Here is a 26,238-nt window from a genome sequence, read left to right on the forward strand (position 1 = left end):
ATGACTACTCCGCCGTTTGGGCCCGTGTCCGACGAAGACATTCGCATCGTCTCCGCCCAGCTGGGCCGACCCGCGCGAGACGTCGTCGGCATTGCCGCCCGGTGCGTATGTGGTGCGCCGACCGTGGTCTCCACGGCCCCGCGCCTGACAGACGGTACGCCGTTTCCCACGTTCTACTACCTCAGCCACCCCGCGGCGACTGCTGCCGTATCTACCCTTGAGGCAACACTCGTTATGGGCGAGTACAACGATCTCCTTCAGGCTGACGCTGAGCTGCGGGACCGCTACGCGGCCGCTCACGAGGCGTACATCGCGGATCGGGAGAGTGTCGGAGTCGTTCCGGAAATCGCCGGGATCTCGGCGGGCGGCATGCCCGTTCGGGTGAAGTGCCTCCACGCGCTGGTCGGTCATGCGCTCGCTGCGGGCCCCGGTGTGAACCCCATCGGCGACCTGGCGCTTGAGCGCGCACTGTGGAGCCCCGACATCTGCGAATGCGCCGACTACTCGGCCGAGGCCGCAACCGGAAGGTAACTCCGTGCATTCGAGACGCCGCATCCTGCCAGCAGCCCTTGCCACACTCTTCGTTTTCGGCACGGTGTCGGCCGGATCAACCGCAGCGCACGCCGACCCGGTTCGGGACGCTCAGTATTGGCTCGCGAACTATGGCGTCTCCGAGGCGTGGAACACGACGCGTGGCGCCGGCGCGACCATTGCGATCATCGACACAGGCATCGCCAACGGACCCGCCGAATTCAACGGTGCCGTTGTCGCCGGGCACGACGCGTCGGGTGTCGGAAGCGCTGACGGGCGCACTCCCATCGGAGGCGCCGATGAGAACCCCCATGGAAGCTGGGTGGCGTCCCTTGCTGCCGGTCGTGGGAACGGCGACGGCAACGGAGTGCTGGGCACTGCTCCCGAAGCGAACCTCATCTCCATCTCGGTCGGGTTCCAGTCGAGCGGCTCCACCCTTCCCTTTGCCGATCAAATTGCGGATGCCATTCACTTCGCAGTTGATAACGGTGCCGACGTGATCAACATGTCTCTGACGACAAATACGCTCGACTGGCCAGAGAGCTGGGACGAAGCGTTCTCGTATGCCAACGAAAACGACGTGATTGTCGTGGCAGCCGCCGGAAACCGGGGGAGTGGAACCGAGCAAATCGGTGCGCCGGCGACCATCCCAGGTGTCCTTGTTGTCGCGGGTGTTGACCCGGCCGGAGCGGCAAGCTGGAACGCGTCGAGCCAGGGAATCACTCTTGCGGTCGCCGCGCCCAGCGAAGAGCTTGTCGGTGTTTCGCCCGACGGCACCTACGTCTCGTGGGCTGGAACAAGTGGCGCTTCGCCCATCGTCGCCGGTATCGCGGCGCTGGTTCGAGCGAAATACCCCGACATGGATGCCGCAAACGTGATCAACCGCATCATCGCAACCGCGACGCCGGCGGCGGACCAGACAGCGGTACCAAGCCCGATCTACGGGTACGGTTACGTCAACGCCAGCCGGGCCGTTACCGCTGATGTTCCCACGGTCGACGCAAATCCGATGGGGGACCTCGCAGCGTGGATCACCCAGCACCGCAAGGCGGAAGCTGCACCACCCGAAATCCCCACAGATGAAGGGAGCGTGCCCACTCTGCCGCCGCTCGAGACCTCGGCCGATGCGCACAATCCGTTCCTGCCGACTACCGAGTCACTGCTCTATGTGAGCATTCCGCTCGCCGTCTTTCTCGGAACTGCTACCCTAGTAGTGCTCGGTGCCATAGGCGCCACCCGGCAGATCAAGCGGGTGGCTCAGAAGTAGTAGCCTGTTTGAGTCCTTGCGACCCTCAGTAGGAGAATTCTCACCGTGCCAAAAATCCTTATCGTCGGCGGCGGCTATGCCGGTTTCTACACAGCATGGAAGCTCGAAAAGTGGCTTCGTCGTGGCGAGGCAGAAGTCACTGTTGTTGACCCGCTGCCCTACATGACGTACCAGCCGTTCCTCCCCGAGGTCGCGGCAGGTTCGATCGAGGCCCGCCACGCCGTTGTTGCGCAGCGTCGCCACCTCAAAAAGACCACGGTTATCACCGCGAAGGTGACCAACATCAACCACGCCGAGAAGAAGGCGACCATCACTCCGGCCGTCGGCGAGTCGTGGGAGTTTGACTATGACATCGTCGTCGTTACCGGCGGCGCTGTCTCGCGCACCTTCCCCATCCCCGGTGTGGCAGATCAGGCCATCGGCCTCAAGACGATCGAGGAAGCAGTCGCTATCCGCGACCGTGTGCTCGCGAACTTCGACAAGGCAGCCAGTCTCCCCGCCGGCCCCGAGCGCGCGCGTCTGCTCAACTTCGTTGTCGTCGGTGGCGGTTTCGCTGGTATCGAGGTTTTCGCTGAACTTCGCTCCTTCGCCAGTTCGCTGTTGAAGTTTTACCCGCAGCTGTCCTTCGACGACGTCGAGTTCCACCTCATCGAGGCCATGGGACGCATCATGCCTGAGGTCAGCCTCAAGACGAGCCACTGGGTTCTGAAGAACCTGGCCGAGCGCGGCGCTCTCGTTCACCTCGACACCCAGCTGCAGTCGGCCGTTGACGGAAAGATCGAGCTCTCCACTGGCGAGAAGTTCGAATCCGATCTCATCGTCTGGACCGCCGGCGTCATGGCGAACCCCCAGATCGTTCGCAACACCGACCTCCCGGTCGAAGAGCGCGGTCGCCTCGTCGTGCGCCCCGACCTCCGTATCGGTACCGCGGACGAAATCATCGCCGACGCATGGGGCGCTGGAGACATCAGCGCCGTTCCGGACCTGTCCGGCGGCGGTGTCGGTGGTTTCTGTGTTCCCAACGCGCAGCACGCTGTCCGTCAGGGCAAGCTCATGGCGAAGAACATCGTCGCCGTCCTCCGCGGGGAAGAGCCGAAGGAATACCTGCACAAGAACATGGGTGCTGTTGCCGGCCTCGGTATCGGCGTCGGTGTCTTCCAGTCCGGAAAAATTGCCATCAAGGGATCCCTTGCATGGCTCGCCCACCGTGGATACCACGGGCTGGCCATGCCAAGCTGGGAGCGCAAGCTTCGGGTTGTTGGTGGCTGGGTAGCTAACTTCTTCCTCGGTCGCGACATCGTCGGCATCACTGCTGTTCAGACCCCGCGTTCCGCTTTCGAGGAATTCGCGTCTCGTCCGAAGCCCGCCGCAAAGCCGGCTGAAGAAGCGCCGGTGGTGAAGAAGCCTCGCGCGACCAAGAAGGTAGCTCCTGCTGCCGAGTCCGAGGCTGTCGCCGCCTCGAAGTAGGTTCGTGATGAAGAGCCCGGCCCATTGGGCCGGGCTCTTCTGATATCAGCCGTGTTCATCCCAGCGGGTTCATCCCCATAAGCTGGAGAGGCACGCCCCCGTAGTCCAATGGCAGAGACAGGCGACTTAAAATCGCTCCAGTGTGGGTTCGAGTCCCACCGGGGGTACTCATTCATTGACAAGCACATCCGTCCGATCGCGGCCGTCGTTGGCGGTGATCCGGCAAGGCGCAGTATCTGGCGGCGCCGCAGTGATGGGCGACGCTGGCGGGCCTCATGGAAGGAACGTTTCTTGGGGTCCGATAAACCGCTCAGTTATTGGTGCGTTTGATCGGAGCGTCTGAGGGACACTCTCAGCGCCACACGGGAAAGCTATCGAGCAGGGCGCCCATACATGGCGGCGACCGCCCGAGCGTGTTCTCGTCGTTTCATTTGCTGGATTATCCTGATGCCCAGCCATCCGGGCACGAGGCGCATAGCCCCCTGTCGCGACGCTGATGCGACGGTTATCCGTCCGCGGTAGTTGTCCAGGTCGGGCGGTTCCACAGGCTCCGGCAGCGCAGGCGTATCGATGTTCTCATGATCGAGGTCTGCGAACCGGGCCGCCCACTCGTGCGCCGCTGCACTGTCTCCGGCGGCGTAACCGCCGACCCGAACCCAATCGCCTCCGTCGGGATGCTGGAAAATCTCGGCGAAAGACGTTGCCCTTGACCAGTTACACACCCGCGATACTAGCCACCGCTCATTGCGCGAGTACACGAGTTCAGCACGTGGCATGCGTGCATTCTCCACAGTCATCGGACCTCCATTTCTCGAGGCGAACACTCTTGCCTCACCATAGGGGCGCGCGCCCCTGCGCGCACTAGTGTCCACGCTCGGGCGCTCCTCTGGAGCCGCTGCGCGACCGACTCACGCCGAGCGCTCGTGGAGCTTGAGCGCTCCCCGGCAGGCGGTCGACAGTTCTTGACCAACAAAGTGCACGCCGGGGCTTGACGCCGCACTTGTATTTTGCAAGTGTGTCCACATGAGCCTTTTCATCACCTGCCCGGTCGAAAGCGTCGACCGTGCGACCGCCTTCTACACCGCCCTCGGGTGGACCCTCAACACCGAAATGTCCGATCATAACGTTTCGTGCTTCGCGATCGCGCCCGAGCAGTTCGTCATGCTTGGGAGCCGTGAGATGTATGCAAGCGTCGGCGGCGTCGAGGAACTTATCGGCGGACCCAACACCCCCTCAAAGGTCACGGTGTCGTTCAACCTCGCCACCCGCGAGGCGGTCGACGAGATGGTCGAGCGTGCCGGCGCTGCCGGGGGCCGGATCGGCGACACCGACGACTACCCCTTCATGTACCAACGCCAGTTCGACGACCCCGATGGCTACCACTACTCACCGTTCTGGATGAAGCCGGCCACCGACCCGACCGAGTGAGCGACCTCGCAAAAGCCCTCGACATCATCGGAGCCCGGTGGGCCCTGCTCATCGTGGAGCGGCTGCTCGAAGGGCCGCAGCGCTACGGCGACATGCAGCGCGACCTCGGAGTGCCGACAAACATCCTCGCGACCCGCCTGCGCGAACTCGAAGCGGCTGGCGTACTGTACCGGCTGCCCCTCCGACACAACACCCGAGCCTACGCGCTGACCGATCGCGGCCTCGCGCTGCGCGAGGCGATTATGGCGCTCGCGCGCTGGGGTACCGGGGAGATGTAGGCCGCGTATGGGTGTCGCGTGGCCGTCGTGCTCCGGTGCATTCCCCGCGTCCCTGAGCGGCACGTCAGCAGTTGCAGGAACGCTCTACGGGACACGGAAGCGTTGGATCCGCTGACGCCGGAATGTCGTCGCCTCGTTCCCATGCCGGACGTCCCCGGACCGGAACGTCGTTTGAGGGACGGTGTGCGAACTTCAATGGATTCCGCACTGCTGGAGATCGCAGAACGACCTGGCCTACCTGTCCTGTGTTGCAGTCAACTGTCTGTATGCGCTGTCATCACAATCGACACGAGGATGCCTGGCAAGTTCGGTCCGAGGCGAGCGACGGCACGGGCCGGAGGAGCGTCTGGGAAGAAGGCTGCGTATGCCTCGTTCATCCCGATGAAGTCCTCTGGTTGAGCGAGCAACACCGTGACCAGCGTGACGTCAGCAAGAGTGCTTCCGGCCGCGTGAAGGATGGCCTCGCAGGCACGCAGCGCCTGCTGGGTTTGATCCTGGATCGATGGCCCGGCGGGCACCCCGGTTGCCGGATCGATCCCAACCATTCCCGAGAGGTAGATTGCCGAACCTGCTCTCACGCCCTGGCTGTAAAGCGGAGAGCGCGGTGCATTCTCAGTGCTGATGATTTGTTTGTTCATGCACCGGAGCATATGCCTGGAGCAGGCATGACCGAAGGGCCGTGCGCCTCCCAATATGGAGAGGACTCGGTTGCTTTCATGTTGCCGCCTAGAGGCGTTCAAGGGGACGAAGATCCGCTGAGACTGGCGCTAAGAACGTTTGCGTACCGCGTCCTGTTGACGTCCGTCCGGTCAGTGCTTCGAGAGGTGCGTTGAGGGGGCGCTCGCGTGCGCGAAGCGGTCGGCGAGAAGGCGAAAGGCGTCGGCAAGTTGGGGTGGATCCTCGACCTCCATTGGTGCATCAAAGCGTCCCATCGATGCTGCCAGCGCCGTCCATGACCAGGAACCGGCTCGGAGACGGCAGCGCTCGGGGCCCATGACCTCGACTGTGCCGTCTCCGGCGAACGGTATGACGCTGCCTGCGGGGAGGTCGAGGATCACAGTGCCGATGCATGGCCAGGCGTTCGTGTTCGCGGCCCCCTTGAATTTCGCCGAGACGTAGTTACTGACGTTTCCCCCGGGCACGACGCGAGGGGAGTACCGGGGTCCGGCGGGAACTTTGGGCGAAATACGGTCGACGCGGAACAGCCGCCAATCGTCGTGATCAAGGTCCCACGCGACCAGATACCACAGCCCGTTCGCCATGACGACGTGATGAGGCTCGGTTCGCCGCGGTGAACTGCTGCCACTGCGGGCGTAGTCGAACCGGAGGATGGCGTGGTCTCTGATGGCAGTGCTGAGTGACAGCAAGACATGCGGGTCAGCGCGCGTCGAACTATCGGGCTGGGCGGCGAGCGTCGTGAAGCGGAGCGCATCAAGTCGGTGTCTCAATCGTGACGGCATCACCTGTCTTACCGTCGTTAAAGCCCGGACGGCTGCTTCCTCGATGTCCGCCCCGGACCCTACGGCTGATTGGAGTACCACGGCCAAGGCGATGGCCTGTTCGTCGTCGAAAAGCAGGGGCGGAAGCGCGCTGCCCGCTTCCAGGCGATAGCCGCCGTCCGGCCCTTTCGAAGCGTGGATGCGGTATCCCATCTCGCGGAGTCGATCGACGTCTCGGCGAACCGTGCGGTCGGTGACGTGAAGCCGATCTGCCAGGACGGCGCCCGGCCAGTCCCGTCGCGTCTGCAGCAACGACAGTAAGAGGAGGAGCCGGGACGTCGATGACATGACTTTGAGTCTAAATAGAAAAGCGGACCGAAACTGTCCTGTACTGCTGGGAGGGTGGCTACACCGGGATCGACCCGGGCGCAACCAAGGAGCAAAACATGCCTGTCACCACCACTCCCCATCTCAACTTCCGCGGCGATGCGCGAGCCGCCCTGGAGTTCTATCAGTCCGTTTTCGGCGGGCACAGCGTAATCGTGACCAATGAGGACGCCCACAGCGTTGAGACGCCTGATGAGGCCCAGCAGGTGAAATTCGGTCAGGTGATTGGCGAGAACGGATTCCAGATCATGGCCTACGACGTCCCGGCAAGCGTCTCCTATGACCAGGGCGACAAATCGATGTTCGTCTCGGTTCGGGGAGGCTCAGCGGAGGAAATCGCCGAGCTCTGGAACAAGCTGACTACCGGGTCGACGATCATCGACGACTTGTCTCCATCGTTCTTCTCGCCCGCCTACGGGATGTTGAAAGACCAATTCGGCGTGGTCTGGGTGCTGGACGTTGCAGTTGCCTACAGCGCAGCGTGATCATTGCGCTCGACCTGTCGCGGGTCTATAACTGAGCACATCCGCGACGCAACGGGGCGACGACCACGACACTGTCGGAAAGGACGGGCGCATGCCGAACCTCACGATCATCGAACGGTCACCAGACCCCGAAGAGGTCGACACCGGTGCGAAGCGGAGCTCGGTTGCTGAGTACATTCGTGCGATGGGGCAGGTGCGCGTTGGCGCGCTCCTGCTCCTCGCAGCGACGGTGCTGGCGATTGCGTGGGCGAACCTGTCGTCCGGCTCGTACCACGGCTTTTGGGATACCCACGTGACGCTCGGCGTCGCTGACCTCCGGTTGGATTTCACCCTTCACGCGCTCGTCAACGATGCGCTCATGGCCGTCTTCTTCTTTACAGTCGGACTCGAAGTTCGGCGAGAGTTCGCAATCGGAGAACTCACCACGTGGTCCCGCGCCGTGGTTCCCGTGCTTGCTGCGGTCGCTGGTCTTGCGTTGCCCGCCCTGCTCTACGTTCTCGTGAGCTCGGGGTCGGGGTACGAGAACGCGTGGGGAATTGTGATCTCCACGGATACGGCTTTCCTGGTCGGCGCTCTCGCCCTCATCGGACCCAAAGCGCCCGGCCGCCTTCGGGTCTTTCTTCTTGCGCTCGCGGTCGTCGACGACATTGGAGCGCTCAGCATCATCGCGCTCGTCTACACAGAAAACTTCAATCCGGTTCCGCTCATTGTCGCGGCAGTGGGCCTCGCCGGAATCTTCCTCACCCGCTACCTCCGCAGCGGTCGCGGCCTCATCTACGGGACACTGTCGATCGTCGTCTGGCTCTCTTTCCTGGGATCCGGTGTGCACCCGACCCTGGCCGGCGTGGCCATCGCCTTACTGGTGCCGGTCTACCGGCCCGACCGCCGGGAGGTCGAGCATGCCCTCGATCTTGCACGGACCTTTCGCCAGTCGCCGAATACGGAGTACGCCCGAGCGGCCGCGAACAGCCTGCGTGAGTCGATCTCGATCAATGAGCGACTCCAGTCTGCGTACGCGCCCTACGTTGCCTATGTCGTGTTGCCGCTCTTCGCGCTGGCGAATGCCGGGGTGCGATTGAACGGTGACATTCTTGCTGCGGCGGCAACGTCATCCGTCACATGGGGGATCATCGTCGGACTCGTTGTGGGGAAGTTCCTCGGTGTCTTCGGCTCGACCGCCCTTGTTCGGCTCTTCCGACTTGGCGAGTTCGGCCCTGGCCTCACGACGGAACGCATCGCCGGCGGCGGTGCTTTGTGTGGAATTGGCTTCACGATTTCCCTTTTCATTGTCGATCTCGCGATTGAGGATGAGGCGGTACAGAACGAAGCTCGCGTCGGCGTGCTGACCGCGTCGATCGTCGCGTTCCTTCTGGCGGCGCTGATCTTCCGGATTTCCGATGCTGTAAAACCGGCGCAGGAACTCGGCCGAACGCTTGAGCGCCCGGTCGACGCCACTCGCGACCACATCTATGGCGCGCTTGATGCGCCACTGACCCTTGTTGAGTACGGCGACTTCCAGTGCGGATTCTGCTTGAAAGCGACCGGGTCCGTCGAAGAGGTCCATCGGGAACTGGGGGACCGGTTGCGTTACGTGTGGCGGCACGCCCCGCTGACCCGTTACCACCCCAACGCCCTGGCCGCAGCCGAAGCGTCAGAAGCCGCGGCTCTGCAGGGTATGTTCTTCGAGTTCGAGCGCAGTTTGTTCGCCGACCAGGAGAACCAGCTGCCGTCTCACATCATTCGTCGAGCCCAGGACCTTGGCCTTGACGTGGAACGGTTTGAGGCCGATCTCAAGTCGGCAGCTGTCGCCGCTCGGGTTCGAGACGACATGCTCGACGCCGAAGCGATGGACATCACAGCGGTTCCGACGTTCTTCGTGAACGGCAAACGGCACATAGGGCCGTACGACGCCCAATCGCTCATCCGAGCATTGGAAGAATCCGCGCAGCCGCAGGCCGCCCGGAACTGATCACGTCAGGGAGAACACAATGGATCTTGAAGCAGCGGTGTCGGGACACTACAGTTCGGGTCGGCTCGAGGAAGTGCTTCTCGGTGCACTTCGCGATGCCGGCGTGGACCCCGAGCAGTTCGATCCGGTCGACCTGTTTCCCGCAGACGAGTTGCACGTGGGCGGCGCTGTGGCTGCCCACGAGCTTGCCGAGGCTGCCGGTATCAGCCGAAGCACTCGGGTGCTCGACCTGGGCTGCGGCATCGGTGGGCCCGCGCGACTCTTTGCATCGCAATTTGGTGCTCATGTCGTCGGGGTGGATGTGACGGAGGAATTCGTTCACACGGCCACATCCCTCACTGCACGCAGCGGTCTGGGGGAGCTGGCGACGTTCGCGGTCGCGAGTGCTCTCGATCTTCCGTTTGACGCGGGCAGCTTTGATCGGGCGACGCTCCTTCATGTCGGGATGAATATTGAGGACAAGTCGTCGCTGTTCACCGAGGCGTTCCGAGTGCTTACCGACGGCGGCGTCTTCGCCGTATTCGACATTATGCGCACAGCGGACGGCGACCTCACCTACCCGATGCCGTGGGCTTCAACCGCCGATATCTCGTTCTTGGCGACGCCCGGCGACTACGAAGATCTAGGTCGCGCGGCCGGATTCGTGGTCGACGGTACCCGGGACCGGCGCGAACTCGGGATCGAATTCCTCACGAAGATGCAGCGGGCGGCGGCCCAGGGTACCGACGCTCCCGGGCGGCCTCGTCTCGGGCTTCCGCTCGTGCTCGGTCCAGACAGCGGCATGAGGGTGGGCAACCTTCTCGCCGCAGTGCAAGCGGGCGTGCTGTCACCGGTGGAAATCCTGTTCCGGAAGCCCTGAGTGAGTTATTTGGCCTGGTCGTAGCTCGACACAGCGACGATGGTGAGGGCGAAATTCACCGGGAAGCTGCCAAAGAGCAATCGTCCGGCGTCTGCAGCGGCCGCGGAAATGGCATCCGTTACTGCGTCTGTGAGGTCCTCAGGACTGTGAACGATGACTTCGTCATGAAGGAAATAGGCCAAGTGCGGTTCGCCGCGTTCGTCGGCGAGGGCGCGGAGCCGGATGCGAAGGCCGGCCATCCAGCACAGTGCCCATTCGGCGGCGGTGCCCTGGGCAACAAAGTTGCGGGTGAAGCGGCCCCAATCGCGGGCGAGCTGGCGGGCGCGACGTTCGTCGACGGCGGTGGCCTCAGCTTCCGCGGCCGCACGCTGGGCGGCGTGCCAGGTGGGGCCGGGCGTCGGTGAGCTCCGCCCCAGCCAGGTGCTGACCTGGTCGCCACGCTCGCCGGTGCGAGCCGCATGCTCGACGAGCCCGATGGCTCGCGGGTATGCACGGGCGAGCTTGGGCATGAGCCGTGCGCTCTCGCCGGTGGTCGCGCCGTAAAGCGCACCGAGCATCGCGAGCTTGGCGTGTGGCCGGGTGTCGACCACGCCGGCATTCACGAGGCCCTGGTACAGGTCGCCCTCGCGTCCCGCGGCTGCCATCTTTTCGTCCCGGGACATGGCCGCGATGATCCTCGGCTCAAGTTGGGCGGCGTCGGCGACCACCAGCGTCCAGCCGTCACCGGCACGCACGGCCCCGCGCACCTGTGCCGGAAGTTGCAGGGCCCCGCCGCCGCGGGTGGCCCAGCGCCCGGTGACGACGCCACCGACCACGTACTCGGGGCGGAATCGCTCGTCGCGAATCCAGGCATCCATCCAGGCCCAGCCATTGGCTGAATGCAGCCGAGACAATTTCTTGTACTCGAGAAGCGGCTCAACCACGGGGTGCTTCTGCGACCGGAGTTCCCATTTACTCGTGCTCGTTACGGAAAGACCGGCGCGCTTCAGGGCACGAAGGAGGTCGTGTTGTGAGTCAGGGTTGAGCCCGGGTGCCTGCAGCAGCTCACCAATAGAGTCAGCGAAAGCCTGCAGCTTGCGCGGGCGACCGCCGAATTGCGGTCGTGGGCCGAGCAGTTCGGTAAGGGCGGCGTCGTGCACGGCAGTGCTCCACGGCAAACCCCGAGCGCGCATCTCCTCGGCGATGAGGGCGCCGCTGGATTCGGCGGCGAGGAGCAGCTGCAGCCGGGAAGCAGCTGTCGGGGAACCTGCCGCCACGGCGTCGAGGGCTGCTCGTTGCAGGGTGAATTCGGCGATCGGATCACGAGCTCCGGGGTCAGAACCAGCATCGGACGCTTCGGCCAGGTCGGCGACGTCGTCGAAGAGAGCGGTTCCGGACGCGGTTTGCTCGAGAGGCGCGTCATCCCATGCATTCGGTTGAGCCCGGGCAAGCTCGGTGTCTCGCGCCGCCTCCGCCAATCGCAGAATGCGATGACAGAGTCGCAGGTCATGGCAGCGTTCGACGGCGAGTCCTGCTGCCAATAGAACGGGATACCACTGTGAGGTGTCATCCCAAACCCATCGCGGGTGTTCTGGTTCGCGTCGGGCTACTTCGCGGAGGAGTTCGGGCCGTGACAACGACTCGGTTGCGACGGTGGCTCCGGCCGCGTTCAGCTCGGTGAGGGTCGTTCGACCGCTGGGCGACCCGCCGAGCACGATGAACATGTATCCATTCTGCCGTCGACCGGTGACACCGGCGGGCGAGGTCAGCTGACCGTCAAATTCGGCGACACCATTCGCCGCCATACCCAGAGCGACATTCCCACAGCGGCAAATCCAACGACGGCGATGAGGATGACGAGCGTCGCGACCTGGCCCTGCCACGCATCGACGGTAGGACTGAGGAAAGCGAACAACACGGTGAAGATGACGAGGGCGGTGGCGAACCAGGCGGGGCGTGACCAGTTGAGCACGGCTCGGCCGCTGAGCTTCCCCAAAGGAACCATCATCATCGCTGCCGAACCGAGGGCCGTCATGGCGACGATGTTGATGAGCTCCGCGGCGAACGAATCAACGAAGCCAACCGGCGTTCCGATGAGCGACGTGATGAGCCACCCGACCAAACCGAGCGTGAAAACCGCGACGATGCGGGACAGGCCCAACTGGCCTCGATCCGCCCGACTACTGTTCGGCAGGGCGACGACAAACAGCAGCCCGAAGAGGAAGGCCGGCTGCAGGTCGAGGAGGCGGGAGACGAGCGCCACAGCGACAATGACCGGGAACGCGACCATCGACAGTCGCTGCTGTGGCTGGTCGAAGCCTCGCCACGCGGCGAACTTGGCGGGAGCCCAAGTTGCGGCAGCATTCACAAGGACGAGGGCGAGAACAGACGCCACGAAGAGACGGAGATACACCGGCTGTCCGTCAACGGGGCGTGCGAAAAGCTCGAGAGCTCCCGCAATACTCAGAGCGATGATCGATCGGGCGACGTTTCCCGGTGCAGCGAGGAGAGGAGCCGGATCGTCGTGAGTGGGCGTTCGATTACGCCCGGTCAGTGCTGCGCGCAAAGTTTCGGGGGAGTGTCGCCGCCGCGCCACGGTGGTGGCAACCATCCGGGCGGGAACCAACAGGAGCACCACAACGGCGACGGCTAAGAGAACCGCCCGGAGCCAGGTGAAGTCAGCGCCGGGTCCGACCGCGGCCTGCACCGCCGTTGTGAACGGGGTGCGTTCGGCCCAATTCCCGCCGGGTGGTACAGCGGCGCCTGGCGCCGGTGCTGCACTGGATGGCGGCGGCGCGGCCGGAGGGGCAGCCGGTGTGGCGGGCTGCTCGTCAGGGGGAGTTGATCTCTGGCTGGGGGAGGGTGACGCCGTCGGTCCCGTGAACAGGACGTTGAACGGTGGGCTGCCTGCGCCGGTGTTTCCCGCCGCGTCACGCTGATACGCCGTGATGGTGGCGCCCCCGGCGGGGACGGCGGCTCCCGTGCAACTCCAGCGCCCGTTGGTGACCGGTACGTCCGCACAGAGCTGAATGTCGATTCCTGACGCTGTGACCGCGAAGACGGTAACCGTTGCGCCGGTCTCTCCGATCCCAGCGTAGGTGGTGCTCCCGGCAGGAATTGCTCCGTCGGGCACCGGCGTGGTGATCGATGGTGCACCCGGTGCGTCACGGTCCAGCGAAATCTGCACGGGAGCGCTCGCCCGTGATTGCGCTGACCCGCTGAACGCAGTGCTCTGCGTCGCGGTCAGTCGGAGAGAACCACTGGGAACGCCCTGCGGCAGAACGTACACCCAACTGCCCGTCCCGGAGACAGTCACCGTCCATGTCGCCCCCGCCGAACTGCGGAGAGTCAGTGTTGCCCCCGGGTACCCGGTGCCCTGCAGAAAACCGTTTGATGCCCCCGCTGCGGAGAGGGCGATGGTTGGCGGAAGGAGAACACGGATCGGCGATGTCGCCGTCGAGGTTTCGGCACCGTCGAGCAGTTGGACGGCGGTGAGCGGAACCGACGATCCCTGGAGGAGAGACGTGACTGTGCAACTGAAGGAAGTCTTGTCGCTCGCCGGGACCAGGCAGACCGGGTTGCCGCTATCGCCAACATGGAGTTGCACCGAGGCGCCCGTTGCCTTCGTGCCGCGGACGGTCAGCGGAACGGCATCGACCAGCTCATCGGAGACGGGCGACGTGATGGTCACGGGCTCAGGGGTGAATGACACCGGAGGCGGTGATGGAGTGGGCGTCGGCGCGGCGGAGGCCGCGGTCGGTGCGGCCATCACCAGCAGCGCCAGCAGCATCGCCGAGAGAAGCGCAGGACGGCGTCGACGCTGAATCCGCGTGGCGGCGCGCGGACGAAGACCTGTCGGCAACGCCGACGAGCCCCCCGATTGCTGTGCCGAGATCCCCACCTTCCTCCCATTCCACGGGGCGAAAGCGCGTAAGTCAACCACTACACCCAATTCGGGGGCCTTTCTCAGGGCATGTGCTCACCAGCCACGCCGCGTGGTCATACTAAGTTTGACGCGGAGGACACCATGGCTATTGCACTCTCGGCACAGGGGCGCGCGGCGAGTTCCCCCGCCCGGTGGCTGACGCCCGAGCTCTTCTGGCCCGAACTTGATGCCTCCACCGCAGCCCTCGAAACTCCGCTCGGCGTTCTGCACCTCGGAGCCTTGCAATTCAACGCCCACGACATGGTGCGTCGGGCAGCCGGGAAACCCATTCGAGTCGCCACCAAGTCGATCCGCGTGCGGTCGGTCATCGATGCGCTCCTCGCAACCGACGGCTACCGGGGAGTCCTGGCCTTCACCCTTCCCGAGGCACTGTGGCTCGCAGAAGAAGTTGACGACGTCGTCGTCGGTTATCCGACAGCCGACCGTGCCGGTCTCATCCGGCTCGCCACCGATGAACGGCTCGCCTCTCGAGTGACGATCATGGTCGACTCGGTGGAACAGCTTGATTTCATTGACGGATGCATTCCGCCTGGCGATCGCGAAAGCATCCGTTTGTGTCTCGAACTTGACGCCTCGTGGCGCGCTGCTCCTCCCCTCGGCAATATCGGCGTTCTGCGCTCGCCGATATTCACCGCTGACGACGCTGTGCGGTTCGCCCGGGAAATCACTCGTCGCCCCGGATTCACGCTCGTCGGGATGATGGCGTACGAAGCGCAGATCGCGGGACTTGTGGACGACGTGGGGTCGCGAGCGGCCTACTCGGCCGGGATGCGGTGGATCAAGAGACAGTCGGTGAGCGAGCTGTCCGAGCGGCGGAAAGCAGCCGTCGAGGCCGTGCGCTCGGTCTGTGAGCTTGAGTTTGTCAATGGGGGAGGCACCGGGTCGCTCGAGAGCACGAGCGCTGACGACTCGGTCACTGAAATCGCCGCCGGTTCGGGCCTGTTCGGTGGCCACCTGTTCGACAACTACCGCGAATTTCGGCCGGCGCCCGCCGCGAGTTTCGCGCTGTCGGTCGTGCGAAAGCCCCGCGAAGACACGGCAACCGTGCTCGGTGGCGGATGGACAGCCTCCGGCCCGCCGGGGCGCGACCGGCTCCCGCAGGTGGCATGGCCCCAAGGGCTCGACATGGTGCCGCGAGAAATGGCTGGTGAAGTCCAAACACCACTCGTCGGAAAGGCTGCCGTTCGCCTGCGACCCGGTGATCGGGTCTGGTTCCGGCACACCAAGTCGGGTGAACTGAGCGAGCACCTCAACGCGTTCGCCGTGGTGGACGACGGCACGGTCATCGACACCCTGCCGACCTACCGCGGTGAAGGAAAGGCTTTCCTGTGACGGCAACCGGGGCGATGTGGCACAACTGGGCACGTACCGAGAAGGTGCGCCCGCTGCGGGTTGAACGCCCGCGCACAACGGCGGCTGTGCAGCGTGCCGTTCGGGCAGCCGCCGGATCCGGCATCCCGATCAAGGCGGTCGGCGCGGGCCACTCCTTCACGGGAATCGCGATTGCGCCCGGCATCCAGCTCGAGCTTGAAGACCTTGTCGGCATCGTGGGCCAGCCGACCAGCGATGGCCTGGTCACCTTCCTCGCCGGCACCCGCTTGCACCAGATTCCGCGCCTGCTCGCGCCGTACGGTCTCGCCATGGAGAACCTGGGCGACATTGACGCCCAGAGCATCAGCGGCGCTGTGTCGACCGGCACCCACGGCACCGGTGCCCGCTTCACCGGAATCGCCGGCCAGGTACGCGGCGTGGTGATGGTGACCGCGACCGGCGACCTGCTCGAGGTGAACGACGAGGCGTCTCCCGAACTGCTGCCCGCCGTCGCCCTGGGGCTTGGCGCCCTCGGCATCCTCGCTGAGGTGACTGTGCAGTGTGTTCCCCGCTTCCTCCTCCAGGCGGTTGAGCAGCCCGAGCCGCTCGATGATGTCCTCGACACGGCGCTTGAGCGGGCTGGCACGGCCGATCACTTCGAGTTCTACTGGTTCCCGCACACCCGAACCGCGCTGACCAAGACCAACACCCGACTGCCGGTCGGCGCCAAACGTAAGCCGCTCAACCCGGTATCGCGGTTCATCGACGATTCCGTGCTCGCCAACGGACTGTACCGCGTCACCTGCGCCACCGGAGTTGTCGTGCCGCCACTCATTCCGCGGGTCAACCGGCTCGCCGAGAAGCTCACAGGCAACCGCAGTTTCACCGACCTCTCGCACCGCGTGTTCACGACGAAGCGCACTGTACGGTTCCGGGAGATGGAGTACGGCATCCCGGCCGAACACGTTCCCGCAGCGGTACGCGACATCGAAGCGCTCATCGGGAGCCGAGGCTGGCGCATCAGCTTTCCCCTCGAAGTCCGGTTCGCGGCAGCTGACAACCTGTGGCTCTCAACGGCACACGGCCGGCCCACCGGATACATCGCCGTCCACCGGTACTACCGCGAGCGGCCGACCGCCTACTTCGCGGCCGTTGAGGCGATCCTGCGCGGCTACGGTGGGCGTCCGCACTGGGGAAAAATGCATACACAGGATGCCACGGGGCTGGCAGGCGAATATCCGCATTTCGCCGATTTTCTCGCGGCACGTGACCGGCTTGACCCCCGCCGCCTCTTCAGTAACCCCTACCTCGATCGCGTGCTCGGGCACTGAGGGTCCCGAGCGTTTGCCCTGAATAGGGGTTCTCGTCCCGGTCCGGCGCGCGCCCCGGCCGCTAGAATGGGCCGTAGAGTTCGAACCCGCTAGCAAACTTAGGAGCACACGCATGGAATGGCTCATTCCTGTACTCATCATCGTCGCGCTGGCGGTTATCGTCGGCATTTACTTCTGGGTCACCTACAACTCGTTGGTGTCACTGAACGTACGCGTCGACGAGGCCTGGAGCGACATCACGGTCCAACTGAAGCGTCGTGCTGACCTGATTCCCAACCTCATCGAGTCTGTGAAGGGCTACGCGGCACACGAAAAAGCTGTCTTCGAGAATGTGACACGCGCCCGGGCAGAGACGCTATCGGCGCAGGGCCCGCACGACGCATCGGCTGCAGAGAATCACATGCAGCAAGCGCTGAAGTCTATCTTTGCCGTCGCTGAGGCATACCCGCAGCTGCAGGCAAGCCAGAACTACCTTCAGCTCCAGGGCGAACTGGTCGACACCGAAGACAAGATTCAGGCATCGCGCCGGTTCTACAACGGTGGCGTGCGCGAACTCAACACCAAGATCAAGGTGTTCCCCAACAACCTCATCGCCAAGAACCTCGGGTTCAGCGAACGAGAATTCTTCGAGGTCACCGACAACGCAGCGATCGCCGAGCCGCCGCGCGTGCAGTTCTAGCGACAGCGAAACAACTTCTTCTCACAGGCTCGGGCGCGGCGATAGGCGCGCTCGGGCCTTTGTTGTATCTCCTGAAAGGACACTGAATGTATAGGGCCATCCGCAAGAACAAGGTGAACACCGTGTTGATCATCTTGTTCTTTCTGCTGATCATCGGCGGACTCGGAGCCCTGGCCGGTTACGTCTACAACAGCCCGACGATCGCGATCTTCACCCTCGTCGGCGCCACGTTGTACGCCGTGATCCAGTACTTCTTCGCGGCGAGCCAGACGCTCGCGGTGAGCGGTGGCCGCCAGATCGAGAAGCGCGACAACCCGCGCCTGTATCGCATCGTCGAAAATCTCGCCATCACGACCGGATCCCCGATGCCGAAGGTGTACCTGATCGATGACCCGGCGCCGAACGCCTTTGCGACGGGACGCGACCCGCAGCACGCCTCGGTTGCCGCGACTACCGGACTGCTCGACATCCTGACCGACTCCGAACTTGAGGGGGTCATGGCGCACGAAATGGGACACGTGCGCAACTACGACATCAGGGTGTCCATGATCGTGTTCGGGCTTGTCGTCGCCGTGGGTTTCATCGCCGACATGTTCGTTCGCCTGGCGTGGTTCGGTGGAGGAAACCGCAACAACAACAACGGTGGTAACCCGATTGTCTTGATCTTCGGACTCGTCGCGATGATCGTCGCCCCGTTGCTCGCAAGCCTCGTCCAGTTGGCTGTTTCTCGTCAGCGTGAGTACCTCGCTGACGCGACTGCCGCGATGACGACGCGGTACCCGGATGCTCTCGCCAGCGCGCTCGAAAAACTGCAGGCGTATGGGCGACCGATGAGGCGGCAGAATTCTTCCATGGCTCACCTCTGGATTGCTGACCCCGCGAAGCCGGGCAAGGTTGAGCGTCTCTTTTCCACCCACCCCCCGATCGCAGATCGTGTCGCTCGTCTTCGCGAGATCGGCGGCGGGTTCTAAACCGTCGAACGCACAAAAAAGCGGGGCGAGCCGAATGGCTCGCCCCGCTGTCGTCTGCGACAGGACTGTCGATTTAGTACATGTCCTCGATGGTGACCGCGTCACCGTCGATCACGATGTTTCCTCGGACTGTCCAGTCGTCCCAGGTGTAGACAGCGCTGCCCTGTCCGCCGGGGTAGGAGAGCTCACCGGTCGCTGTTCCGGTGACCTGGCCCTTATTGGCGTCGAAGTAGGCCCCCGACTCATCCACGGTGACCACCGGGTACTTGTCGACCTTGTAGGAGAAGGCGGGATCTCCGCTGAAGTCGAAGTAGTAGAGGCTGCGGAGCCCGCAGTTCTCGGGGTTCGGAACCGTCTGCGCGGCGCAGGTGTCGAGGTGGGCGTTGACCTGCTCCTGGACGGCGTCGGTCAATTCTTGCGTCGGCGTGAGTTCAAGGTCGATGGAGTCGTAGGTGGCCTTCGATCCGGTTGCAGCGACGAACGTCTGTGCCTCGGCTTCGAAAAAGCTGCTCTCCGGCGCACCGATTTCGTAAGCAGCCGGGTAGGCGGCGAGCTCGTAGTTCTTCCCGAAGTCGACGTCCACGCCGTTCACCGCGACGAGGCTTCCCTCGGTGGTGTACACGTACACCGACGCGAGGAGGGGCTTATCGATCTTCCACTTGTCGAAGAAGAGGCCTTGCTTGCCATCCTTGCTGAGTTGGAGGACACCGTCGAAGACGGTGCCGTCGATGCTGTAGCTGACCTCGACCTGAGCCGCGTCACCGCGCGTGTTGACGTCGGTGATCTTCGGGTTCTTCATCAGTTCCTTGGACTCCTTGAGGACGTCGTCGGAGAGAAGAGCGGCTGCGTCTTTGGACACTCCCGGGTCAACCAGCTTGTTAGCCGCGGATGCTCTGCCCTGGCTGATTGCGGTCAGGTAGTTCTTCACCGTAGCTTCGGGGCCGTACTGAGTGGTGTTGACGGCGTTGATCACGACGATTGCGATGACGAGCAGCAGAACAAGTCCGGCCGCGAGGGAGCTGAAGAGAATGATCTTCTTCTTCTTCGCTGGGTTCACCGGAGGGCGAGGCGCGCTCTGCGGGAATCCGGGACCGTTCGGCCCGCCATAGCCGCCGGCCTGAGGGTAGCCGGCTCCCTGCGCGTACGCGCCGGGGGCACCGGCGGTGTACGGCTGCTGTGATGCCGGGTTGCCGGGGTTGGGCTGTCCGGGCTGGGGGTGCGCGCCCTGGGTGTAGGCCCCTTGGGTGTACGCCCCCTGGGTGTAGGCCCCTTGGGTGTAGGCCCCTTGGGTGTAGGCCCCTTGCGTGTACGCAGCTGCTGCATCGGCCCCATCGGTCGGCTGTGCCGGAGTGCTGTTCTCCGGGGCCTGGCCGTAGGCGTTCTGGGCATAGTTGGAGCCCTGCGAATAGGCCTGTGAGGCGGGATCAATTACCGCGCCGTCACCCGGCGGTGTTGCGGAGTTGGGCTCGTTATCGCCCGGCACCGAACTGTCGCCCCCGGGAAATTCTGGTGTCTTGTCATCCGTGACCATGGGGAAGTTTCTACCTCTCGTTGAATGTGATCGAAGCCAACCTAGCAGGGCTGACACCCGAATCGGGGCCACGAGAGGCGCGGAAATACGCGGAACTATGGGGAGTAGTCCCCATCGGCAGTGAGCGCAACGCCCAGTGCCGATGCGAGCGGCGCTGCAAGTGTTCCGCGGTCAACGACGACCACGCGCTCTGACCCCTGCCACTCGGCGGTGCGACGCAGCAGAGCTGCGAGACGTTCCGCGGTGTTCTCGGGGGCGCCCGGTTCGAGCCACGCGGCCTGAACCCTGAGGGCCCTCGCCTGCCGATCGTTCTTGAGATCAACGCGAGCGGCGAGGGTGTCGTCGAGGAGGACCGGGAGGACGTAGTAGCCGTGGATACGTTTGTGCCGAGGGGTGTAAATCTCGATTCGGTACCGGAAGTTAAACAACCGTTCGGCGCGGGGCCGAGCCCACACGACCGGGTCGAACGGGGACAGCAGGGCGTCGGCCACGATCGATCGCGGCTTCCGGGCGTCTCGGGCCAGCCATGCCTGTCGGGGCCGAGCGCCGCGGTTCCAGCCCAGCACGGTGACCGGGAGAACCTCGCCCGCATCCTCAAGCTCCGCGATTGCGACGCGGGCGTCAGCGATGGGCAATCGGAAGTAGTCGGCAAGGTCTTCCAGGGTGCCGACCCCGTGCGCGACCGCACCTCGCCTCAGCAATTCGCGGATGGCATCCGTTCGATCAATCTCTCGCGAACGAATGTCGTCCGGGACGATCTGGGAGGCAAGCGCGTATCGCCGTTCGAAGCCGCTTCGCCCCGCCGAGACGATCTCACCCCAGCGAAACAGGGTCTCCAGGCCGATCTTGACGTCGGACCAGCCCCACCACGGACCGGTGCGCCGATTCGCATCATGCTCCACCTCGCTCGCGGCGAGCGGACCCTTTTCGGCGAGCTCGTCGCGCAGCCACTGCAGGAACGGGCCGTGCGCGTGAGCCCAGCTGTCGGGGTCGCTGAGGCTCCGTTGCCGGAACGCCTTCATCCGCCAGCGGAACAACGGCCAACTCTCGACCGGCATGAGCGTCGCTTCGTGGCCCCAGTACTCGATGTATCGTCCGGGGCTGAAGGTCAGTCGGTCGAGCTGTGACTTATCGAAGGCTCCGAGCCGAGCGAAAACGGGCAGGTAGTGGCTGCGCTCAAAGACGTTGACCGAGTCTATCTGCAGCACCTCAAGCCGGTCGACGAGGCCGTGCAGCTGTCGGGTTCCGACTGTGGCCGGGCGGGTTCGACCCAAGCCCTGCGCCGCGAGGGCGACCCGGCGCGCCAGGGCAGGCGAGAGAGTGTCGTTCATCGGGAAAGGGTATCGGCAACCTCCGACACCAGATGCATTCCTGTGGGAGCAAACGGCGCGGCATAGACTAATGCGGTGCCGAAGTCGACAGACAAAACGTGGTGGGAGCGAGCGTTCTCGCGGCCAACCCAGGAGTCGTCGGAGCCCGCGAAACCAGAGCTCGACGATGACGACGTTCCGCGCGGGGTGCGCATCGCTGGCGCGTGGGCGTGGCGCTTCCTGGTCATCGTCGCGGCCATCGCCGTCATCGTACTGATCGTCATCCAACTGCGACTCATCGTCATCCCGCTGTTCATCGCCGTTCTGGTGTCGGCGTTGCTCACTCCGCTGATCACCGTGCTGGTTCGACACGGCTGGCCGCGCGGACTCGCCATCGCAGCGGCCATCCTCAGCGCCGTCGCCGTGGTTGGAGGACTTCTCTGGCTCGCCATCTGGCAGATCACCCGTGACTTCAGCGAGGTGCGAGCCCGCACCGTCGAGTCGTTTGGAGAGCTTCGCCAGGCTCTGCTCCAGTCACCGTTCGGGGTCACCGAAACGCAAATCAATGGCTTCATCGCGGATGTCATGACGAGCGTTCAAGAAGACAGCGCTGCGTTGTGGAGCGGTGCGTTATCGATCGGAACCACCCTGGGGCACGCCCTCACCGGTGTGTTCCTGGCCCTGTTCTGCCTGCTCTTCGTTCTCATCGACGGCGAGGGCATCTGGCGCTGGCTCGTCCGGTTGAGCCCGAAGAAGGCCCAGCGGGCCATCGATGGCGCCGGTCGCGCCGGGTGGTCGACCCTCACCAACTACGCCCGCACCCAGATACTCGTTGCCTCGATCGACGCGCTCGGCATCGGGCTCGGAGCCGCGATCCTCGGTGTGCCGCTCGCTATCCCGATCGCCGTTCTCGTCTTCCTCGGTTCGTTCGTCCCGATCGTCGGAGCCGTCGTCACCGGCACCATCGCGGCGTTCATCGCGCTCGTCTACAACGGCTGGGTCATCGCGCTCATCATGGTCGGCGTCGTGCTGTTCGTGCAGCAGCTGGAGGGGCACGTGCTCCAACCGCTCCTGATGGGTGCGGCGGTCAAGGTGCACCCGCTCGCCGTGGTGCTCGTCGTCGCAGCGGGCAGCATGGTGGCCGGCATCCCCGGCGCACTCTTCGCCGTGCCGGTCGCAGCCATGATCAATGTGATGACCCGATATATCTCCTCCGGGGCATGGCGGATCTCTTCGCCGGGCACCCCACTCGTTCTCGACAGCATGATTTGGCAGATGGTGCCGGCCGAACGCCGGATGAGACGCCCGCGCCCCGAACGAGAAAAGCCCGCCCCCGCCACGCCAACCCCCACAGACAAGGTCGACCCGGATGCCTGAAACCTCCCTCGCTGGTCCCACCCTCGAACAGCTGGAGGCGGCCCGCGTTCTCGTCAGCCGTGTCGCCCAGGAAACTCCGATGGAGAGTTCGCGCTACCTCGCCGAGCTGCTGGGGGCGCCGGTCTATCTCAAGTGCGAGAACCTACAGCGAACCGGCTCATACAAGATCCGGGGCGCCTATAACCGGATGGCCCAGCTCAGCGACGAGGAGAAAGCCAGGGGAGTGGTTGCCGCCTCGGCGGGAAACCATGCCCAGGGCGTTGCCTTCGCGGCGCGCGAACTCGGCATCACTGCCACGATCTTCATGCCGGTCGGCGTGCCGCTGCCCAAGCTGCAGGCCACCAAGAACTACGGCGCGCAAGTCATTCTTCGGGGCCACACGGTGGCAGAGCCGTTGCTGGCTGCTGCCGAGTACGCGGAAGAGACCGGGGCGATCTTCATCCCGCCGTACGACCACATCGACGTGATCACCGGCCAGGGCACGCTCGGCCTCGAGATCTACGACGAGGTACCCGCTGTCGAAACAGTCATCGTGCCGATCGGCGGCGGTGGACTCATTTCAGGAGTCGCAGCCGCGGTGAAGCAGCGCGCCGCGGCGGAAGGCCGAACGGTGCGAGTGATCGGCGTGCAGGCAGCCAACGCCTCTGCATACCCGGCTTCCCTTGACGCCGGCTATCCGGTCGACGTGCCCATCACGCCGACGATCGCCGACGGCATCGCGGTGGGGCGCCCAGGCGCCGTCAACTTCGATATCATCCGTCACCTTGTCGACGAGGTGACCACGGTCAGCGAAGACGACATGGCGAAGGCCCTGCTCGTCCTTCTCGAGCGCGCCAAACTCGTCGTCGAGCCCGCCGGGGCCGCCGGCGTCGCGGCCATTATTGCGGGAAAGGTGACGCCAAGCGGGCCGACCGTTGTGGTGCTCTCGGGTGGAAACATTGACCCCCTGCTGATGCAACGGGTGATCAGCCATGGCCTGGCGGCATCCGATCGATATCTCACCCTTCGCATCCCGCTGCCCGATCGCCCCGGTCAGCTGGCGAGGACCTCCGAACTCGTCGCACAGGCCAACGCCAACGTCATCGAGGTGCTGCACACCCGGCACGGTCACGGCCTCAAAATCGGTGAAGTCGAGCTGGAACTCAGCGTGGAAACCCGCGGCGCCGAACACCGCGACCTGGTCGTCGAGACGCTGCGCGCGGCCGGGTACCACCCGCACATCGTCGAGGATTAAACGACAAACGCATCGGGCCGGTCTTCCGGTCCGATGCGTTTCTCTTGTGCCGAGCGGGCGATTAGCCCATGTAGGTTTCGACCTTGAGGATCTTGACCGAGATCTCTTTGCCGTTGGGGGCAGCGTATGTCGTCGATTCGCCGACCTTGAGGCCGAGGATGGCGCCTCCGAGCGGGCTCTGCTCGCTGTAAACGTCGATGTTGGATCCTGCGGCGATCTCGCGGTTGCCGAGGAGGAAGACTTCCTCGCCACCGGCGACGTCAGCGGTAATGACCGTTCCGGACTCAACGACTCCGTGGCTTTCGGGGGCCTCGGACACGGTGGCGTCACGCAGCAACTGCGTGAGCGTGCGGATGCGGGCTTCCTGCTTGCCCTGCTCATCCTTGGCAGCGTGGTAGCCGCCGTTTTCTTTCAGGTCGCCCTCTTCGCGAGCGGCCTCAATCTTCTTGGCAATCTCTTCGCGGCCAACCGTGGACAGTTCCGCAAGCTCGGCAGCGAGTCGATCGTACGCTTCCTGCGTCAGGAACATGACCTGCGTCGTCTCTGCAGCCATGGCGAACTCCTTACATAAACGGACGCCCTGACGGTTGCGTCAGGGCGTGTCACATACCCGTTTGCGGGTATCAGGAGAGCTTAGGCCAGCCAACAACGATAAATCAAACCCGTACTGGCACGTTCCGTGGTTCTCACAGACTCCGTGATCGTGCGGTTGAACGCGTCAGACGCTGGCACGTCGATGATCTTCCAGCCGACGACCGCGAAGCGATCGTTGAGTGCCTGGACCGCACAGTAGGTGGGGGTTCCTACGGGAACGGAGAGCTGGAATGTGACGTCCACCGAGGTGTCGGAGGTGACGGAGTGTGCGATGTCCTTCGCCTCCATGTTGGAGCCGCCCGCATCGAGTCCGGCCCAGACCACCCACGCCACGAGTACAACCGCGAAGATGGCGGCGGCGACAACACCGAGTCGCTTCTGCTGGGTTCTCGATCGTTTGGAGCGGCCGTATCGTGCGTCGAGGATGTCTGGCTCGCGCGAACTGTCCGAAACCATCAATCCTCATCCGTACAACCGTTTAGTCTGTAGGTACAAGGTTATCGTTTCTCGGCTCACGGTCGGACGAGAGCCAGCACGCACACTCAGGGAAGACGCAGGCGACATCGTGACTCTCCGGCTCCTGTCGGTCCACGCCCATCCGGATGACGAATCCAGCAAGGGCGCAGCGACCAGCGCGTATTACACCTCTCGAGGCGTCGAAGTTCTCGTCGTCAGTTGCACCGGTGGCGAACGAGGCGACATCCTCAACGACGCGCTTCCCGACCGTCCGCACGCCGAGCGCGACATCGCCGGACTTCGTCGGCGCGAGATGGCGGAGGCCGCCCGCATCCTCGGCATCCAGCACCGCTGGCTCGGCTACGTCGACTCCGGCATGGCCAACGACGATGGCAGCCTGCCACTGAACTCCTTCGCCTCCATTCCGCTCAGCACCTCCGCCGAGGCACTCGTGCGCATTGTTCGTCGGTTCCGGCCGCAGGTCATGGTGACGTACGACGAGAACGGTGGCTACCCGCACCCCGACCACATTCGCTGCCACCAGATCTCGGTTGCCGCTTTCGACGCGGCCTCCGACGCCACCGTGTATCCGAACGCCGGCCAGCCGTGGCAGGTGTCGAAGCTCTACTACGACAACGTCTTCAACTACCAGCGCATCAAGGCGAACGCCGACACGCTGCTCGCCGAACAGCCTGACTCACCGCTTACCGAACAACTCGGAGAGATGCTGACGTGGATGAAGGACCGCCCTGTCCGTGCGACGACGCACGTTCCCGCTGGCGAATTCTTCGAGGCCCGCGACGCCGCGCTCCGGGCTCACGCCAGCCAGGTTGCAGGTGACTCCAGCTTCTTCTTCTGGCCCAATGATTTGCAGCGGCGAGCCTGGCCGTTCGAAGACTTCGAATTGGCCCGCAGCCTGGTGCCGACAGAAGACACAGAGAGCGACTTGTTCGCCGGAATTGAGGACACGGAATGATCGCCGGATTTAACGCTGTGACGGATGCGATGTGGCGCTTTGCCGCCACACCGGTGCCCACCCCGACCGGGGTGGACGCCGACGATGTCACACCGGGCGTCTGGGGATTCGCGATCATCTTCCTGATCGCCGTGGTCGTTGTACTCCTGATCATCGACATGCAGCGCCGGGTACGCCGGGTGAACTACAAGGCCGAGATCGATGAGCGGCTGCAGGACGAGCTTGCTGAGTCACAGCGGACCGATGCGTCTGGCACTCCGCAGGATCCGGGCGCACCCCGGCAGAACGGCGACGGAACCGAGTTCCCGGGCCGGTAACGGTTCCGTCACGGGATCCACTCCGAAGGTGCATAGCCTGCCTAAGCGTGAGATTGTCACCCCGGCGCAGCTTACAGCCACACCACTAGCTGATCGAGAAGGCTGCTGGCGACCCG

At 64.2% G+C, this 26,238-nt stretch carries 24 protein-coding genes and 1 tRNA gene; 17 read left to right on the plus strand and 8 right to left on the minus strand.

Annotated features, from left to right (window positions below):
- From L1277_RS01755 to L1277_RS01780, 6 genes are all read left to right on the plus strand, one after another.
- Window positions 1-531, plus strand: a complete 531-nt coding sequence (locus L1277_RS01755) for a DUF501 domain-containing protein (protein WP_253374632.1) — start codon at window positions 1-3, stop codon at window positions 529-531.
- A gap of 4 nt (window positions 532-535) precedes the next feature.
- Window positions 536-1,798 (plus strand): S8 family serine peptidase, encoded by a 1,263-nt coding sequence (locus tag L1277_RS01760; protein WP_253374633.1) that lies wholly within the window; start codon window positions 536-538, stop codon window positions 1,796-1,798.
- Between the two features lie 45 nt (window positions 1,799-1,843).
- Complete coding sequence (locus L1277_RS01765; RefSeq protein ID WP_253374634.1) at window positions 1,844-3,265, plus strand: FAD-dependent oxidoreductase; 1,422 nt, start codon at window positions 1,844-1,846, stop codon at window positions 3,263-3,265.
- A gap of 94 nt (window positions 3,266-3,359) precedes the next feature.
- Window positions 3,360-3,432 (plus strand) — tRNA-Leu (locus tag L1277_RS01770).
- An 856-nt stretch (window positions 3,433-4,288) separates the two neighbouring features.
- Entirely contained in the window at window positions 4,289-4,693 is a 405-nt protein-coding gene (locus L1277_RS01775) for a VOC family protein (protein WP_253374635.1), read from the plus strand.
- Complete coding sequence (locus L1277_RS01780) at window positions 4,690-4,971, plus strand: helix-turn-helix domain-containing protein (RefSeq protein ID WP_253374636.1); 282 nt, start codon at window positions 4,690-4,692, stop codon at window positions 4,969-4,971. Before L1277_RS01775 ends, L1277_RS01780 begins: the two co-directional genes overlap by 4 nt.
- Window positions 4,972-5,225: 254 nt before the next feature.
- Here the strand turns inward: L1277_RS01780 and L1277_RS01785 are convergent, their stop codons facing one another.
- Window positions 5,226-5,609 (minus strand): RidA family protein, encoded by a 384-nt coding sequence (locus L1277_RS01785; RefSeq protein ID WP_253374637.1) that lies wholly within the window; start codon window positions 5,607-5,609, stop codon window positions 5,226-5,228.
- 171 nt (window positions 5,610-5,780) lie between these two features.
- A complete protein-coding gene (locus L1277_RS01790) occupies window positions 5,781-6,758 on the minus strand; it encodes a YafY family protein (RefSeq protein ID WP_253374638.1) in 978 nt (325 codons plus the stop codon).
- 98 nt (window positions 6,759-6,856) lie between these two features.
- Between L1277_RS01790 and L1277_RS01795 the strand changes: the two genes are divergently transcribed.
- From L1277_RS01795 to L1277_RS01805, 3 genes are all read left to right on the plus strand, one after another.
- Window positions 6,857-7,282: a VOC family protein gene (locus tag L1277_RS01795; protein WP_253374639.1), complete on the plus strand. Its 426-nt coding sequence runs from the start codon at window positions 6,857-6,859 to the stop codon at window positions 7,280-7,282.
- Between the two features lie 91 nt (window positions 7,283-7,373).
- The gene (gene nhaA / locus L1277_RS01800) at window positions 7,374-9,251 is read left to right on the plus strand and encodes a Na+/H+ antiporter NhaA (protein ID WP_253374640.1); all 1,878 of its coding nucleotides are present in this window, start codon (window positions 7,374-7,376) and stop codon (window positions 9,249-9,251) included.
- A gap of 19 nt (window positions 9,252-9,270) precedes the next feature.
- On the plus strand, window positions 9,271-10,110 hold the full coding sequence (locus L1277_RS01805; protein ID WP_253374641.1) for a class I SAM-dependent methyltransferase: 840 nt from the start codon (window positions 9,271-9,273) through the stop codon (window positions 10,108-10,110).
- A gap of 5 nt (window positions 10,111-10,115) precedes the next feature.
- On the opposite strand, the gene L1277_RS01810 is transcribed toward L1277_RS01805, so the two are convergent.
- Both L1277_RS01810 and L1277_RS01815 read right to left on the minus strand, forming a co-directional pair.
- The gene (locus tag L1277_RS01810; RefSeq protein ID WP_253375259.1) at window positions 10,116-11,813 is read right to left on the minus strand and encodes a bifunctional 3'-5' exonuclease/DNA polymerase; all 1,698 of its coding nucleotides are present in this window, start codon (window positions 11,811-11,813) and stop codon (window positions 10,116-10,118) included.
- A gap of 41 nt (window positions 11,814-11,854) precedes the next feature.
- Complete coding sequence (locus tag L1277_RS01815; protein ID WP_253374642.1) at window positions 11,855-13,990, minus strand: hypothetical protein; 2,136 nt, start codon at window positions 13,988-13,990, stop codon at window positions 11,855-11,857.
- Between the two features lie 126 nt (window positions 13,991-14,116).
- On the opposite strand from L1277_RS01815, the gene L1277_RS01820 reads away from it, so the two are divergent.
- The 4 genes from L1277_RS01820 (at window position 14,117) to L1277_RS01835 (ending at window position 18,327) form a co-directional block, all read left to right on the plus strand.
- A complete protein-coding gene (locus tag L1277_RS01820) occupies window positions 14,117-15,367 on the plus strand; it encodes an amino acid deaminase/aldolase (RefSeq protein ID WP_253374643.1) in 1,251 nt (416 codons plus the stop codon).
- Window positions 15,364-16,677 carry a D-arabinono-1,4-lactone oxidase gene (locus tag L1277_RS01825; protein WP_253374644.1) on the plus strand — a complete coding sequence of 438 codons (1,314 nt, stop codon included), beginning with the start codon at window positions 15,364-15,366 and terminating at the stop codon, window positions 16,675-16,677. The genes L1277_RS01820 and L1277_RS01825 overlap by 4 nt, the downstream gene beginning before the upstream one ends.
- Before the next feature lie 112 nt (window positions 16,678-16,789).
- Window positions 16,790-17,356: a LemA family protein gene (locus tag L1277_RS01830; RefSeq protein ID WP_108391541.1), complete on the plus strand. Its 567-nt coding sequence runs from the start codon at window positions 16,790-16,792 to the stop codon at window positions 17,354-17,356.
- 86 nt (window positions 17,357-17,442) lie between these two features.
- Window positions 17,443-18,327 (plus strand): M48 family metallopeptidase, encoded by an 885-nt coding sequence (locus L1277_RS01835; RefSeq protein ID WP_253374645.1) that lies wholly within the window; start codon window positions 17,443-17,445, stop codon window positions 18,325-18,327.
- Window positions 18,328-18,400: 73 nt separating this feature from the next.
- Here the strand turns inward: L1277_RS01835 and L1277_RS01840 are convergent, their stop codons facing one another.
- Together L1277_RS01840 and L1277_RS01845 are read right to left on the minus strand one after the other, a co-directional pair.
- Window positions 18,401-19,858, minus strand: a complete 1,458-nt coding sequence (locus tag L1277_RS01840; RefSeq protein ID WP_253374646.1) for a hypothetical protein — start codon at window positions 19,856-19,858, stop codon at window positions 18,401-18,403.
- A gap of 95 nt (window positions 19,859-19,953) precedes the next feature.
- Window positions 19,954-21,189 carry a winged helix-turn-helix domain-containing protein gene (locus L1277_RS01845; protein ID WP_253374647.1) on the minus strand — a complete coding sequence of 412 codons (1,236 nt, stop codon included), beginning with the start codon at window positions 21,187-21,189 and terminating at the stop codon, window positions 19,954-19,956.
- 75 nt (window positions 21,190-21,264) lie between these two features.
- Here L1277_RS01845 and L1277_RS01850 point away from each other — a divergent pair, with 75 nt between their 5' ends.
- Both L1277_RS01850 and ilvA read left to right on the plus strand, forming a co-directional pair.
- Complete coding sequence (locus tag L1277_RS01850; RefSeq protein ID WP_253374648.1) at window positions 21,265-22,545, plus strand: AI-2E family transporter; 1,281 nt, start codon at window positions 21,265-21,267, stop codon at window positions 22,543-22,545.
- Complete coding sequence (gene ilvA, locus L1277_RS01855) at window positions 22,538-23,779, plus strand: threonine ammonia-lyase (RefSeq protein WP_253374649.1); 1,242 nt, start codon at window positions 22,538-22,540, stop codon at window positions 23,777-23,779. Before L1277_RS01850 ends, ilvA begins: the two co-directional genes overlap by 8 nt.
- 61 nt (window positions 23,780-23,840) lie before the next feature.
- On the opposite strand, the gene greA is transcribed toward ilvA, so the two are convergent.
- Together greA and L1277_RS01865 are read right to left on the minus strand one after the other, a co-directional pair.
- Window positions 23,841-24,332: a transcription elongation factor GreA gene (gene greA / locus L1277_RS01860; RefSeq protein ID WP_253374650.1), complete on the minus strand. Its 492-nt coding sequence runs from the start codon at window positions 24,330-24,332 to the stop codon at window positions 23,841-23,843.
- Window positions 24,333-24,412: 80 nt separating this feature from the next.
- Complete coding sequence (locus L1277_RS01865; RefSeq protein WP_253374651.1) at window positions 24,413-24,829, minus strand: DUF4307 domain-containing protein; 417 nt, start codon at window positions 24,827-24,829, stop codon at window positions 24,413-24,415.
- A gap of 109 nt (window positions 24,830-24,938) precedes the next feature.
- Here L1277_RS01865 and mca point away from each other — a divergent pair, with 109 nt between their 5' ends.
- Together mca and L1277_RS01875 are read left to right on the plus strand one after the other, a co-directional pair.
- Entirely contained in the window at window positions 24,939-25,805 is an 867-nt protein-coding gene (mca, locus tag L1277_RS01870) for a mycothiol conjugate amidase Mca (RefSeq protein WP_253374652.1), read from the plus strand.
- Window positions 25,802-26,122: a hypothetical protein gene (locus L1277_RS01875; RefSeq protein ID WP_253374653.1), complete on the plus strand. Its 321-nt coding sequence runs from the start codon at window positions 25,802-25,804 to the stop codon at window positions 26,120-26,122. The genes mca and L1277_RS01875 overlap by 4 nt, the downstream gene beginning before the upstream one ends.
- Window positions 26,123-26,238: the final 116 nt, after the last annotated feature.

The organism is Okibacterium sp. HSC-33S16 (assembly GCF_024171565.1).
In the GTDB taxonomy this organism is placed as follows: Bacteria; Actinomycetota; Actinomycetes; order Actinomycetales; family Microbacteriaceae; genus Mycetocola_A.

Excerpts from the sequence above, each read along its gene's own strand:
- L1277_RS01755 (WP_253374632.1), top strand. The coding sequence starts at position 1 with ATGACTACTCCGCCGTTTGGGCCCGTGTCCGACGAAGACATTCGCATC.
- L1277_RS01775 (WP_253374635.1), top strand. The coding sequence starts at position 4,289 with ATGAGCCTTTTCATCACCTGCCCGGTCGAAAGCGTCGACCGTGCGACC.
- L1277_RS01785 (WP_253374637.1), bottom strand. The coding sequence starts at position 5,609 with ATGAACAAACAAATCATCAGCACTGAGAATGCACCGCGCTCTCCGCTT.
- L1277_RS01790 (WP_253374638.1), bottom strand. The coding sequence starts at position 6,758 with ATGTCATCGACGTCCCGGCTCCTCCTCTTACTGTCGTTGCTGCAGACG.
- L1277_RS01795 (WP_253374639.1), top strand. The coding sequence starts at position 6,857 with ATGCCTGTCACCACCACTCCCCATCTCAACTTCCGCGGCGATGCGCGA.
- nhaA (WP_253374640.1), top strand. The coding sequence starts at position 7,374 with ATGCCGAACCTCACGATCATCGAACGGTCACCAGACCCCGAAGAGGTC.
- L1277_RS01805 (WP_253374641.1), top strand. The coding sequence starts at position 9,271 with ATGGATCTTGAAGCAGCGGTGTCGGGACACTACAGTTCGGGTCGGCTC.
- L1277_RS01810 (WP_253375259.1), bottom strand. The coding sequence starts at position 11,813 with ATGTTCATCGTGCTCGGCGGGTCGCCCAGCGGTCGAACGACCCTCACC.
- L1277_RS01820 (WP_253374643.1), top strand. The coding sequence starts at position 14,117 with ATGGCTATTGCACTCTCGGCACAGGGGCGCGCGGCGAGTTCCCCCGCC.
- L1277_RS01830 (WP_108391541.1), top strand. The coding sequence starts at position 16,790 with ATGGAATGGCTCATTCCTGTACTCATCATCGTCGCGCTGGCGGTTATC.
- L1277_RS01835 (WP_253374645.1), top strand. The coding sequence starts at position 17,443 with ATGTATAGGGCCATCCGCAAGAACAAGGTGAACACCGTGTTGATCATC.
- L1277_RS01840 (WP_253374646.1), bottom strand. The coding sequence starts at position 19,858 with ATGGTCACGGATGACAAGACACCAGAATTTCCCGGGGGCGACAGTTCG.
- L1277_RS01845 (WP_253374647.1), bottom strand. The coding sequence starts at position 21,189 with ATGAACGACACTCTCTCGCCTGCCCTGGCGCGCCGGGTCGCCCTCGCG.
- ilvA (WP_253374649.1), top strand. The coding sequence starts at position 22,538 with ATGCCTGAAACCTCCCTCGCTGGTCCCACCCTCGAACAGCTGGAGGCG.
- greA (WP_253374650.1), bottom strand. The coding sequence starts at position 24,332 with ATGGCTGCAGAGACGACGCAGGTCATGTTCCTGACGCAGGAAGCGTAC.
- L1277_RS01865 (WP_253374651.1), bottom strand. The coding sequence starts at position 24,829 with ATGGTTTCGGACAGTTCGCGCGAGCCAGACATCCTCGACGCACGATAC.
- L1277_RS01875 (WP_253374653.1), top strand. The coding sequence starts at position 25,802 with ATGATCGCCGGATTTAACGCTGTGACGGATGCGATGTGGCGCTTTGCC.